Here is a 13,694-nt window from a genome sequence, read left to right as displayed (position 1 = left end):
AAGTAAGAATTGTAAGAATGATTTTTATGCCCAACTATGCGCCTAAAATACGCTCCATGCATGAGTATGAAGAGCTGATTTCCAGGCATTTTTTTCAACCTAAAACAGCTAAAACCTTTATATATAAATGCTTTTAGATTTAATCAGCAGATCAATAATTAATTTTAAATTTAGTTAGTTTGAGTTTATTTTTTGCCAAAAATTTAGACTAATTCAGCATTCATAGACCGCTATTTTTTTTGATTAATAATATACTCTAACAGTCCCTCACAAGCATCTAAAAGTATTTCAATCACATGGTCAAATCCATCCTGACCACCATAATAGGGATCGGGAACTTCCTGCACATCAAAATACCTACAAAAGCCACACATTAATTTGACTTTATCCTGATACTTACCAGCAGTATCTAAGCGTAGTACATCCCGATAATTATCCTTATCCATTGTTAAGATTAAGTCAAAATTATCAAAATCTTCTACTTGAAATTTACGAGCTGCACCTTTAAGGGTAATTCCTCGCATCTTAGCTGCATAAGTCATCCTAGAATCAGGTGGACTACCTATATGATAGCCTCCTGTACCAGCAGAATCACAAACTATACGGCCGCTCAAATTAGCTTTTTCTATCAGATGATTCATAATATTTTCTGCTGATGGAGAACGGCAGATATTACCAAGACAAACAAATAATAATTTATATTCCATAAATTAATCAAAAATAGGTAATCTTGAAGAAGGAAAAAGGAAAAAGCAAGAAGGAAGAAGGAAGAGGATAAGAAAGTTTTTTATCGCTAATATCAAGCCTCATTAATTAATCATAAAAATTCATCTAAATGATTGAAATAATTACTTTAGCAGTAGTCTTCTGAAAGAAAAATTTTTGTTTCAAGCCTCCCTTTTTAAGGGTATAAAAAACGGTCGTTAGCGCAGCTTCCCGAAGGGTGGCATGGGGAGGAGACCCGCTCTTGCAGAGCCGCTCCGCTAACGCCATATCCAATCGACCAAGAGAAAGAGAATATTCCTTATGTTTTAAATAAGGTTTTCCTACGGAATGCTGCGCAAACAGCTAGAGATACTGAAGTCCGAAGTTCCTCCGGAGGAGACTAACTGAAATGACAATTTTATAAATATGATTAAGACTAGGATACAGGTTAGTTATTAGTCTACGATACATTGGTTCTTAACTTAAACCTGCCCTAGCTATTAAGACTTAAATTATCAAAATAATTGGGTCGCGTAACCCCGCCTTTTAAGGCAAAATGTTTTTGTAGGCTTGCTCAAATACCCGTTACAAAAACAACTTCTGTACGTCGCCAATCCGACGGCTCCCCTATCTGACTTCTGACTTCTGACTTTATGAAAGTCCAGGTATATTTAAACCACCTGTCAAATCTTCCATGCGCTCGCGCATAGTAGCAGTAGACTTACTATAAGCGTCTTGCATTGCTACTGTCACCAATTCAGAAATTACTTCTGCCCCTTCTCCTAGTGCATCAGGTGAAATTTCTACTCGCCGTGGTTCTTGGTTTCCACTCAAAAAAACCTTGACTAAACCACCACCTGCTACCCCTTCAACCTCTAATTTATCCAGATCTTCTTGAAGTTGTTTAGCTCCTTCTTGAACCTGTTGAGCTTTTTTAAAAGCCTCTGTTAGTTCTTTCATTTTACCTAACCCGAAGTTAAAGCCTTTTCCTGATTGTGACATAATTACTACTCTTCTATGGTAAGTCTTATTTGTTATTTGTTTGTTGCCATTAAATTATTAGAGACCTAATAATTTATGCAGCACATATTTTAATTCTTCTAGATTCTCAATATATTTATACAGAATCTAGTTAGATTTTGTGCTTTAGTAGGAGCCGATCAAAATGCGCACCTACCTTATATATAATATCATGGCATCTTTACATAAAAATCATAATACTGCAATAGATTTTTAGTACCTAATTAAATTAAGAATTTGACCAAAAAATAGGGTTTCAAGCATCCCTTGAGCTGTGCCACAAGCTGTAGCTCTACAAGGGGATGAAAAAAGTAAACTTCAGTATTTTCTTGCCTCTGGGTTACCTAGGTCATGCTGCGCAAACAGGAGTCAGTAATGATAACTGATAACTGATAACTGGAATGACGAACCTGCCATTTCCAGCCCTAATTTATTCAAGATTTCCCTGTACCATAATTAGCAACAAAGCCGTTAAAAGTTGTTAGTAGACCATAAAATGCCTAAAATATAGTAATTAATTCAGAAGGTGGGGAATCTGAAAATCATGCCAATTTTAGTGACTATTACTAATTGAAACCTGATAGTAATTTACTTATAGTTAGAAATCTGAATAATTAACAGAAAAGCTCGATATCTAAAGTTTATTTATCGATTTTGTGTACCTAATTTGCACTTAACTAGATTGTTTAACTAGTGCAGGATGGCAGAAATAACTAACCAATTACAAAATCCGAAAAGCCTTACCAATAAATATTTTTGACTTTTGAATCCATGACTTTTGACTTCCGCGCAGCGACACTAGCTAGAAGCACAGGTTAAGTGTACTGGTATTATAAAGTTGCTGCTCCTGAAAAATCTCCGATCATTTTTACCTCTGGTTTTAATAAAAAAGACCATTGCTTTTCCACCTGTTCTTGAACATGATATATCAATTGGAAAATATCGTTAGCTGTAGCTCCCCCACAATTAAGAATAAAGTTTGCATGACGATGAGCTACCTGGGCCATACCTATTTGATAACCCTTAAGACCAGTTTGTTCAATTAACCAACCAGCAGCTTGTGGCCCAGGATTGCGAAAAACACTACCACAACTAGGTAAATGATAAGGTTGGCTAGTCTTACGCTTGTTAAAATTTTCAGAAGTGATAGCTGTCACTAAAGCAGGATTTTCCCCTGGTTGTAACTGAAAAGTAGCTTGAGCCACCAAAATAGACTTACCTTGTAGCCTAGAATGGCGATAGCTGTATTCCAAATCTTGAGGAGACAGAATTTCTATCCGACCATCAGGCAACATAACATGGGCATTAACTAATATATCAGCTATACATTTTCCTTGTGCCCCAGCATTCATTACCACAGCACCACCAACAGTACCAGGGATACCAACAACCCACTCCAAACCTTGCCAACCCATTCTAGCTGCCTTCCAAGCAATACGTGGTAATGATTCACCAGCACCTACAGTTAGAAGACCTGTTTCCTGTTCAAAGTTAATGTGACGAAGGTTACGACTACTAATAACTAATCCTGGTAAACCACTATCGCTCACTAACATATTGGAACCTCCTCCTAGCAAAGTAATTGGTAGTCCTTCAGAGTGAGCAAACTGAAAACTTGCTTGTAATTGATCTAATTTTTTTGGTGTGACATACCATTCAGCAGGTCCTCCAACTCGGAAAGAAGTCAGAGGAGCTAAAGGAACATTAGACCTAATTACACAATCTGTTCCCAGTAGTGGAATAGGTTTATATTGTGGCCTTTGAGCTGAACTAGCTATGTTATAAGGGAGAGTCATTGTCATAACTAATACTTGAATTATCGTAATTTTAAAGATAAAGATATTGTTTAAGAGTTAGCTAACTCAACTGAATGTTCCTATATATAAGCTGTTTCAATAGATACAACCTGATAGTGAGGTTTTTGATAATATGCCATAACCTCTGGAATAATTTTATTGAGGTTGCCAGCACCGAGAAATATTGCCAAATCTCCTGGTGTTAGGACTTCATGTAAAAATGCAGTTACTGATTCTAAAGATGGTTGATAATAAACCTGTTGATGATAACCAGAAATTGCTTCCGCTACTTGTTGGCCAGTAATTTTACCCAATGGTGATTCTCCTGCACTGTAGATATCAGTAACAATTACCATATCAGCATCATTAAATGACTTAGCAAACTCTGAAACAAAAGCTTGAGTACGACTATGACGATGAGGTTGGAATATAGCAACAACTCTTTGGATCGGCGATGAGTTATTTTGTTTTGTAAAAGATAAACTTGTTGTAGATGTGCGAGATTTTGTAGTCACTTTTTGACTGTTTTTTCGTAAGCGAGCTGCGGCTAAAGTTGCGCTAACTTCACTAGGATGATGAGCATAGTCATCAATAAATACAATACCATTGCACTCTCCGCGATTTTCAAATCGACGATGAGCGCCTTCAAATTTAGCGATCGCCAAAGCAATAGCGGGAAATTCTAAACCTAGTAACCTGCCTACTGCTACAGCAGCTAAAGCATTACTTAAGTTATGTTTACCTAATAACCCCAACTGTAACTCTCCCAGAATTTGGCCCCGCTCCCAAACACGAGCTAAGGTAACATGAGATTGATAATCTACACAATCGACTGTATAATCTGCATCATTATCTGAATTAAGACTATAGCTAATAGTTGGCTGGAGGAAGTTTTTGACTGTAGAACAATCTATACAACCTACCAAAGTTTGACAATTTTCTTTAAATACCTTGAAAGTTTCTACTACCTGATCTAAACTTTCATAATGATCTGGATGGTCTAATTCAATATTTGTTACTACACCAATGTGTGCAGATAATTTAACCAGAGAACCATCTGATTCATCTGCTTCTGCGACTAGATAAGGACTGTTACCTAAACGAGCATTACCTTCCCAAGCATCCACTTCTCCACCAATAACAATGGTGGGGTCTAAACCAGTTTCTAGAAGCATGAATCCGATGAGACTGCTAGTTGTAGTTTTGCCATGGGTTCCTGCTACAGCTATACTTTGATAATCTTGAATTAAAGCTGCTAATAGATCTGAGCGATGTAAAATGGGACATCCCAGTGCAATTGCGGCTTCATACTCAGAGTTAGTTTTATTAATTGCTGTCGAACAAATTACTTGTGGCAGCTCCGAAATTTCTTGGTTATCCTCCATCCTACCATTGCGCTTTTCCGTCATTAATGCTTCTGCATTTAGACGGAGATCGATAGAAGATAAATTTAAGTTTGAGTCGTTTGACGGAGATACATTTTTCTCTTGAGAAATTTGTTGAAATAATTCTAAATTTTTAGCATCTTGATGCCAAAATATATGAGTTCCTATTGCTTGCAAACGTTTTGTTATATGGCTTGATTTTAGATCCGATCCATAAGTTGGTAAATTGCGTTTGGCTAAAATGTAAGCCAAAGCTGACATTCCGATGCCTCCAATACCAATAAAATGAAACGGCCTACCATTGAAATCTACATATATAGACATTAATTACTCCTTATACACCACACTGCGCCCATAACACGCGATATCATACCAGGATTTTTTTTTTTTAGATAGAGTCTAGCAGTAATTTACCAAAAATACTGGTTAGTTTAGTTAATCAGCTCTATTACTTGCTTGTAATGGAGTTTGTTTTCTATCAAATCTTTACCCACTGGCCAGTCTTTTTCCGGATATACCTCGAAAAATTAATCAAGGATAAATTATCAGGATTTTTTACATACAAAAGAATAAGTATTTATAGAACCTAACTAGACAAAATCAATTATGAATTATCATTCACAGTTTAGATTGCTATTCAAGCATTAGTTGTTAGTCAGTAACTTGTTGTCCAATAACTAATGGGTTGCTAATTCTGACTTACTTAAATTGAGCAAACAAAATTTGTTATGAATAACTTACTATAAAACTATTTAACAAAAGTTTTTTATTCGCTTCTATATCTTCTTACTACTTAAACTGTCCCAGGATTGATTAGTGGAGCAGAAAAATTTTTCGACTTCAATGTAGACTTTTGACTTTTATGATTTTGACTTTTGACAAAAAAATCCTCACAAGTTCTATACCCCATCCACATAGGTTCCTTTATACAACAAGCTGTGAACAAAAACTTAAATTTAATGCCATAGCTAACTCGATTAATGGCAGGGATCGTAATTAACCTACAAAAAAATTACCAAATTACCATTTTGCTGTATGATAATGGTCAAGATTAATTTTCTTTTAAGCTCTCCTTATCTAAAATTCATATCACTTCTGAATGAAAAAGTTAGGGATCTGAGATGAAGGTAAGGTAGAGTTTAAGCCTGAAATCAATATCTGGAACTACCAAAAAGCACCCAGTGGGGCAGCACGGGGCCTGGCTCAATTAAATAGCAGTCAGCAGTCAGCAGTCAGCAGTCAGCAGTCAGCATTAGGAGTTTTTTTTATGCCCTAGTCGAGGATTTCAACCCCGACTCAACCATCCGGCGCATTAGTTGCCGGAGTATAAACCCAAGGTCAAAAAGCTGATAGCTGTTTGCGGAGCATTCCGGTACGGAAAATGCTGAAGCGCTGATAGCTAGTTAACACTGAAACTGGATTAATTTAGTGTGTAAAACTGTCAAAAACTTTAATTGTACATGATTATTGCTGTTATTAGGAGGTAAAAAGTGATTAGAGTTGCTATAAATGGTTTTGGACGGATTGGACGAAATTTTTTACGTTGCTGGCTCACTCGTACAGATAGCCAACTTGATGTTGTTGCTATCAATGATACTTCCGACCCTAAAACCAATGCTCACCTACTAAGGTACGATTCAATGTTGGGCACATTAAAGGGTGTAGATATTAGTACGGATGAAAATTCCATCACAGTTAATGGTAAAACAATTAAGTGTGTATCCGACCGTAATCCTTTAAATTTACCATGGGCAGACTGGAATATCGATCTAATTATTGAGGCTACAGGTGTATTTGTAACTGAAGAAGGAGCCTCAAAGCATTTACAGGCTGGAGCAAAAAAGGTTTTAATTACAGCTCCTGGTAAAGGTGGAAAAGTTGGTACTTTCGTGGTAGGTGTTAACCATCAAGATTATGAGCATGATGATTACAATATTGTCAGCAATGCTAGTTGTACAACCAACTGTCTAGCTCCAGTGGTCAAAGTGATAAATGACAATTTTGGCATTATTAAAGGTACAATGACCACAACTCATAGTTACACTGGCGACCAACGTATTTTGGATGCTAGCCACAGAGATGTACGACGGGCCAGAGCAGCGGCTGTAAATATTGTGCCAACTTCTACAGGTGCAGCTAAAGCAGTGGCTCTGGTAATTCCAGAAATGAAAGGTAAGTTAAATGGTATTGCTATGCGGGTACCTACTCCTAACGTTTCTGTTGTTGACCTTGTAGCTCAAGTTGAGAAAAATACTTTTACTGAACAAGTTAACGAAGTTATACAAGAAGCTGCTAATGGACCAATGAAGGGTATTATTGAGTACTGCGATTTACCTTTGGTTTCTAGTGATTTTCGTGGTCATGATTCATCTTCTATTGTAGATGCTAGTCTGACAATGGTTATGGATGGCGATATGGTGAAAGTTATTGCTTGGTATGATAATGAATGGGGTTATAGTCAGCGTGTTGTAGACTTGGCTGAAGTTGTCGCACAGAAGTGGCCTGCTTAGTGTGTCTGAGTTTTCACTCTCTGGCAATTGAGTTAAAAACCCAAGATAAATAATTTTTTCAAAAATGTTGAAATGCTTGGCTAAGTGTAAGTTGCTCGTTTGGGTAAATTCCTTGGCTATCTATTAATAAGATGTCGGTGTCGTCTGTGGTTGTACCTACTATGGCTGCACCGACTCCAATTTTTTTGACTAATTCTTGGCCACAAATTGGAGGTAAGCATAAAACTAGCTCGAAATCTTCTCCTCCATAGAGTGCCCACTTTAATGCTTGTTCCGGTGAGGCAAGTTTAGTTAAAGAAGAAGGAATTGGAATTTGATTGCGATCAATCCTAGCTCCGACCTGAGATGCTTGACACATCTGAATGATCGCATCTGCTAATCCATCACTACTATCCATTCCTCCTACTAAAATTGAGTTTTGGTTTTTCTCTAAATTATTAGAAGTATTTAAAGATAAGCAATTCCATAAATTTGTTAAAATATCGAGCCTTGGTCGAGGACGTTGATGAGCTAAAATTAGGGAAGAACGTTCTGCTTCTGTGAGAAATTCACCTAGTTCTGGATGCAGTAATAATTCTAACCCTGCTTTTGATGCTCCATGTACTCCAGTAACAACGATCGCGTTTTGGGGTTGACAATTTGAACGAAGAATAGTTTGTGAAGGTTCAATTTGTCCGAAAGCAGTAATTGAGATAGTACGGATAGGCGATCGCACAATGTCTCCACCGACTATAGGAGTATTATATGGTTGTAGACATTCAGAAATTCCTTGGTAAAGTTTTTCAACCCAAGTAACGGGAGTATCGCCAGTGAGACCGAGTGCGATCGTAATACCAATAGGGAATGCACCCATTGCTGCGAGGTCGGATAAGTTGGCAGCAGCGCTACGCCAACCGACATCTTCAGGGGAAGTGGTGCGATCGCTAAAATGTACTCCATCAACGAGTGTATCTGTTGTAACTACTAATGATTTGTGGGGTTGAATTGGCACAATAGCAGCATCATCCCCAACAACTTCTGTGGGGCAAAAACGGTGTAATACCTTTAAAAGTCCTTGTTCACTAATATCTTTAACTGTGGTCATGACAATCTATACTATACTGCAGTTATATTTATAATTCAAACCTACATATCTAATTACTTTTGAAAGTCTAAAATTTCTCAATTATTTGTTTTTATATCATGCTTGGATAATTACCGATAGAAAAATACTTTGTTTTTAGCTATAGGAGAATATGTATTCAGTAATTATCTGCAAACTTACTCTTTAAATCATCAGTATCATCAGTATCTGTAGTTAATTTACAAGTTTTACCTAAATCAAGGTTGTCAAGAATAAAGAGAGGATCTAAGTCTATTTCTCAATTCTGGAGAAATAGTAAAATAAAGTGTATTAAATCTATAGTTATTTATCTAAATTTCTAGAAACTAAAAGTTAGATTAAACAATAAGTTTTGCTACCTCTATACTGAAAATAGATTTCAGATAGCAATTTTGAATTATTAGCTTCTATTGCCTTTTTCCAGAATATTTTGTAAGTAACATAAAAAGGCTTTATATCAGCTACTTATATACTTTCAATCATGTGCATAATTTTGATAGTAATTATACACTATATTCTTCAAAAAATATAATCATTCAAAAATTTTTTTTTATCGATGAAAAATCAATATTACTTTGACATATTTGTTCTTTTTTTGTTAGAATATGAATTATTAAGGAGATTGATTAGTTTGAAAAATAGCTGAATTTAAACTAATTTTTGTAACTCACTAACTAAAAAGAATGATTGTCAAAATTGAATGATTGATAAAAATTAAAAAAAAACATTAATTTTTGTGTCAAAAAATCAAGATAAATCAATAAAAAGAATGGCTATTGACAAAAATCAAAGATAAATATTACCAAAAAAACAGTGTTGTAAGTTACATTTTTTTTAGTATAAATAATAAATGATAGTTTATAGTACAAACTAAAAGATGACTTCTTAACATTACTTTAATAAGTTTCCCGATCTAATGAAACCTAGAATAATAGTCTGTGGCTTGGGTCGTACCGGCTACAAAGTATTCCGTTTATTAAGACAGCAGGGTGCAACAGTTGTAGGTATAAGCGATCGCCCACTCCGTGGAGAGGGTACAGAGATTATTGTCGGCAACTTTCGTTCAGCATCTACCTTATTGGCAGCAGGCATTCAAAGCGCTCATACTCTGGTTTTAGCAGGGAAAGATGAGTCTGTTAATTTGGCCGTCTTAATGTTAGCAAGAATTCTCAATCCGAAAATTCGGATTATCAATCGCCTATTTAATACAAGTTTGGGCGATCGCTTAGACCACACTCTAACCGATCATACAACAATGAGTGTGTCAGCTTTAGCAGCTCCAGTGTTTGCTTTTGCAGCTTTAGGAAATCATGCTATTGGCCAGTTACACATATACAATCAGACCTGGCCAATGCGAGAAGAATTAATCGGTCATAATCATCCTTGGAAAGGTCGTAAACTGAGTTCTTTGTGGGACGACCGCTCTCTAATGTTGATCTACTATATACCAGTGGCAGATCCAATAGATTTAGTCTCTGCTGTAGTAGAAGAGCGGGAGTTACAGGTAGGAGATCGTCTGATTATTTCTAGCAAACCAAAGCTGCGAACTCGCAGACAAAATTTAGTTTATTACTTATTCAAGATATTTGGCAGACTCAGGCAATTTCAGCGACACAGTAAATCAGCAGTAATTCTCAACTTGGCTCTTTTAGTAACTGTGTTATTCTGCACTATTACTTATATTAGCATAAATCTGAATAACAGCTTTGTTGATTCTCTCTACTTTACAGTTGGGATGATTACAGGAGCAGGGGGAAATGAAAAAATAGCCGAACAAGCACCAGGCAGTATCAAAGTATTTACTTCGATAATGATGCTTGTAGGAACGGCGATCGTCGGTATTTGTTATGCGCTGCTGAATGATTTTGTATTAGGTACTCGCTTCCAAGAGTATTGGGATGCTGCCCGCATACCACTAAAACAACATTACATTATTTGTGGGTTTGGTGGCATTGGTTTACATATTGCCGAGCAACTGATTGGTAGTGGGTATGAAGTAGTAGTGGTAGAGCGTAACCCTAGCTGTAGATTTCTCAGTACTGCCAGGTCTATGAAAATTCCTGTAATTGAGGGAGATGCAAGTTTATCTACGACTCTAGAAGTTGCCAATATTGAAAAAGCTGAAGCACTTTTAGCTGTAACTGGTAATGATATTGTTAATTTAGAAATTGCTCTGAGTGCCAAGGGACTTGTTCCTAAAATCACAGTTGTGGTGAGAAGTCAAGACCCGCACTTAGCTCTAATGGTGCAACAGGTTTTTGAGTTTGAGTCTGTACTTAGTCCCACAGAATTAGCTTCCCCTGCTTTTGCAGCAGCAGCTATCGGCGGTAGAATTCTTGGTAATGGGATTACAACAGATAGTTTGTGGGTAGCGTTAGCCACTTTAATTACACCGGGACATCCTTTTTGTGGAAAAATTGTTCAACAAGCAGCTAGCAGTGCTGATTTTGTACCTTTGTATATAGAAAGCAACGGTAAAGAAATTCATGGTTGGGAATTGCTAAATGCGACTCTGAATTCTGGTGATGTTTTGTACTTAACGATGCCAGCTAATAGATTAGACCAACTCTGGAGAGATGCACCTATACAACTAATAAGTAATGCTGTTAAATAGTTTAATTCTCCACCGAATAGATTGGGAGGTTTGCAAATATGTCATTTTTATTCTCCTGGGTTTTAACTCAGGAGTTTTCAACTTTTCGTAATTAATTAAGTGGGTAGGAAAAATTATAGCGCTGTGCGCAGGCAACAGCTCCGGAAAGCAACAGCTCCGGAAGGGGGAATAAATTGCCGATAATATAAGACTTTTAGCTATTTAACCCCTCCTGCAATTTGTAAATATACCAGCGCTCATTGCTATATCTAACTATTAACTGAAAAGCATTTTATATTTGGCGAAATTTAGGTTTCATAGCTTGATTCATCAACGCCACATTAAAAATCCCCGTGACTTTAGTCCTGGGGATAGTCAAAAATACTCTGTAATTAGTTGTAGCTAAATATCAGTTATTTAAACTTAGAAACTGCACTATCAAAGGCGTTGTGCAAATCATTCCAAGCCTTTTCAAAACCAACTTTTACATCTCCCCATGCTTGTTCGCTTGAGTTTTGTAGTTCCTGAAATTTGGTTTTGACTGCATCACGCTTAGTAGACAATTCTTCTATCTTTTTGTGATAATTAATTGCAGCATCAGCTTTAGCTTGTTTTGCTTTGGCTTTCATTTCATCAATTTGAGCATTAAGTTTATCAATTTGAGCTTTGATTTTAGCTTCGTAGGCTTGTTTTGTTTCTGGTTTATTTGCCATAATTATGACTCGATATGGTTTAACTAACTATTAGCATTTTCCGTACCGGAATGCTCCGCAAACAGCATTCCGGACTGAAACACTTTTTGATTAAAAACTATTTTTTCTAAAAAAAATAGACTAATACTTTGACTTCTCAAACAGATTTAAAAGTTGGCTAATTGCCAGAACAACTAACTCTGATTAGTTAATTGGGCTACTAAGAATCTGACAGAATATATATTGTCTATTTTATTTATGTATGATTGTAATAATTGCTCTGGTTGTTGTCAACAATACATCACAATATATAACGATATGTCAAGATTTATTTTATTCAACCTCTAAATAAATTAAATTGCCCGATATGAATATAGATTTAGTTATATCCCTAGAGGTAATGTGCTTTTCATGTTAACATAAAAAGCTAGGCTATTTTTAAATGTTTCCATAGTGATATTGGGCTAGGGTTTAACGAAGTTAGAAGTAAGAAGTCAGAAGTTATTTTTGTAACGGGGATTTGAGCAAGGCTCCAAAAATATTTCGCCAGTCAAGGCGGGGTTTTAAACCCATATTATTTTGATAAGTATATTTAGATAACATAAAGCAGTCCTCTTGGGGTTCTGTAGAAAATATCCTAGAAAAAAACAATATGGGTAAGATTTTGAAACTGTTTATCTGTTTTAATTGTGTTGATAAATGATTCATAATTGCGGTAAAACGGTTGACCAAGCGCTGAAAAATGAAGCTTAAAACCCACATTCCGCACTTCAATTTTTAACATAAAAATTAGTATAAAATCCGTAGCTTGCTTAGGTATTTATATTATCATTTTCTTTGTGGGTTTAATACCCCACCGTCAACTGGAGTGTTCAAAATTACTTGGGGTGAGAATCCCCATGTAATTTTCCTCCTGTCTCCTGTCTCCTGTCTCCTTCTTCAAATAAATTATCTTCATTTACCTTGATCGGGAGTCAAATTATCAGTTAAAGATTAAGCATAAATACTTGCTGAATCCTTGACCCCTATTGACCACTATAATTTTCTTCTTACTTCTTATTTCTTATTTCTTATAAAGGAGAGGCATTAAATCTTAATTAATTATTCGGCAAAAAACTCAAAGTCCATTATAACCTCAAAAGAATATTGCTATTTTAACAGTAAAAATCAGGGTATATGGGATTGAGTCAATATCAAGAAAATTATAAGTTTTTAAGAGAGTTGAACAAGACTGCCGTAGATTACCCTCCGGATATTTGTCTGCATCAGTTGTTTGAAGCGCAAGTAGAAAGAACTCCCAATTCTGTAGCTGTTGTGTTTGAGGGGAACCAACTAACTTATGAAGGTTTAAATCAAAAAGCCAATCAACTAGCTCATTACTTGCAGAATCTAGGGATAGGTCCAAACGTATTAGTAGGAATTTGCCTTGAGCGATCGCTAGAGATGGTTATAAGTCTCTTAGGCATTCTCAAGGCTGGGGGAGCTTACATTCCCTTTGATCCGGGCTATCCTCAAAAACGTTTAGCCTATATGTTGTCTGATTCTCAAGTGTCGGTGGTTTTGACGAGTAAGACCTCAGCCCCAGCCTTGCCTGACAATCATGCTCGTCTCATTTACTTGGATAGTGATTGGTCAAAGTTTGATCAAAAATCTCAGAAAAATCCACTCAGCACGGTCAATAGTGAAAATTTAGCTTATACTCTCTACACATCAGGCTCGACTGGAAAACCGAAAGGAGCGATGAACTCTCATCGTGGAATTGTCAATCGCTTGCTCTGGATGCAAGATACTTATCAATTGACCAGCTCAGATCGAGTTCTTCAAAAGACACCATTTAGTTTTGATGTATCGATTTGGGAGTTTTTCTGGCCATTGTTAGCTGGGGCAAGAC

General features: G+C 36.4%; 9 protein-coding genes. 3 read left to right on the top strand and 6 right to left on the bottom strand.

What is annotated here, in order from left to right:
* Positions 1-230: 230 nt before the first annotated feature.
* The 4 genes from F6K27_RS09705 to murC all read right to left on the bottom strand — a co-directional run bounded on the left by F6K27_RS09705 (position 231) and on the right by murC (position 5,230).
* Complete coding sequence (locus F6K27_RS09705; RefSeq protein ID WP_124143563.1) at positions 231-707, bottom strand: low molecular weight protein-tyrosine-phosphatase; 477 nt, start codon at positions 705-707, stop codon at positions 231-233.
* A 649-nt stretch (positions 708-1,356) separates the two neighbouring features.
* On the bottom strand, positions 1,357-1,707 hold the full coding sequence (locus F6K27_RS09700) for a YbaB/EbfC family nucleoid-associated protein (protein WP_124143564.1): 351 nt from the start codon (positions 1,705-1,707) through the stop codon (positions 1,357-1,359).
* Between the two features lie 848 nt (positions 1,708-2,555).
* On the bottom strand, positions 2,556-3,527 hold the full coding sequence (murB, locus tag F6K27_RS09695) for a UDP-N-acetylmuramate dehydrogenase (protein WP_287275675.1): 972 nt from the start codon (positions 3,525-3,527) through the stop codon (positions 2,556-2,558).
* 74 nt (positions 3,528-3,601) lie between these two features.
* Positions 3,602-5,230 (bottom strand): UDP-N-acetylmuramate--L-alanine ligase, encoded by a 1,629-nt coding sequence (gene murC, locus F6K27_RS09690; protein WP_287275673.1) that lies wholly within the window; start codon positions 5,228-5,230, stop codon positions 3,602-3,604.
* A gap of 1,166 nt (positions 5,231-6,396) precedes the next feature.
* Here murC and F6K27_RS09685 point away from each other — a divergent pair.
* Entirely contained in the window at positions 6,397-7,416 is a 1,020-nt protein-coding gene (locus F6K27_RS09685; protein WP_287275670.1) for a type I glyceraldehyde-3-phosphate dehydrogenase, read from the top strand.
* Between the two features lie 58 nt (positions 7,417-7,474).
* On the opposite strand, the gene thiL is transcribed toward F6K27_RS09685, so the two are convergent.
* Positions 7,475-8,500: a thiamine-phosphate kinase gene (gene thiL / locus F6K27_RS09680; protein WP_287275668.1), complete on the bottom strand. Its 1,026-nt coding sequence runs from the start codon at positions 8,498-8,500 to the stop codon at positions 7,475-7,477.
* A gap of 934 nt (positions 8,501-9,434) precedes the next feature.
* Here thiL and F6K27_RS09675 point away from each other — a divergent pair.
* Entirely contained in the window at positions 9,435-11,132 is a 1,698-nt protein-coding gene (locus tag F6K27_RS09675) for a TrkA family potassium uptake protein (protein WP_287275667.1), read from the top strand.
* A gap of 392 nt (positions 11,133-11,524) precedes the next feature.
* Here F6K27_RS09675 and F6K27_RS09670 read toward each other — a convergent pair whose 3' ends face one another.
* Complete coding sequence (locus tag F6K27_RS09670) at positions 11,525-11,824, bottom strand: hypothetical protein (RefSeq protein WP_124143570.1); 300 nt, start codon at positions 11,822-11,824, stop codon at positions 11,525-11,527.
* A 1,155-nt stretch (positions 11,825-12,979) separates the two neighbouring features.
* On the opposite strand from F6K27_RS09670, the gene F6K27_RS09665 reads away from it, so the two are divergent.
* Positions 12,980-13,694, top strand: a 715-nt coding sequence (locus F6K27_RS09665; RefSeq protein ID WP_287275664.1) for an AMP-binding protein, incomplete at its 3' end; no start/stop codon positions are given.

The organism is Okeania sp. SIO2F5 (assembly GCF_010692685.1).
GTDB classification, from domain to species: domain Bacteria; phylum Cyanobacteriota; class Cyanobacteriia; order Cyanobacteriales; family Microcoleaceae; genus Okeania; species Okeania hirsuta.
Note: the sequence above shows the minus strand (reverse complement) of the source record. Positions and strands in the feature narration are given on the sequence as shown.

Excerpts from the sequence above, each read along its gene's own strand:
- F6K27_RS09670 (WP_124143570.1), bottom strand. The coding sequence starts at position 11,824 with ATGGCAAATAAACCAGAAACAAAACAAGCCTACGAAGCTAAAATCAAA.
- murC (WP_287275673.1), bottom strand. The coding sequence starts at position 5,230 with ATGTCTATATATGTAGATTTCAATGGTAGGCCGTTTCATTTTATTGGT.
- murB (WP_287275675.1), bottom strand. The coding sequence starts at position 3,527 with ATGACAATGACTCTCCCTTATAACATAGCTAGTTCAGCTCAAAGGCCA.
- F6K27_RS09675 (WP_287275667.1), top strand. The coding sequence starts at position 9,435 with ATGAAACCTAGAATAATAGTCTGTGGCTTGGGTCGTACCGGCTACAAA.
- F6K27_RS09705 (WP_124143563.1), bottom strand. The coding sequence starts at position 707 with ATGGAATATAAATTATTATTTGTTTGTCTTGGTAATATCTGCCGTTCT.
- F6K27_RS09700 (WP_124143564.1), bottom strand. The coding sequence starts at position 1,707 with ATGTCACAATCAGGAAAAGGCTTTAACTTCGGGTTAGGTAAAATGAAA.
- thiL (WP_287275668.1), bottom strand. The coding sequence starts at position 8,500 with ATGACCACAGTTAAAGATATTAGTGAACAAGGACTTTTAAAGGTATTA.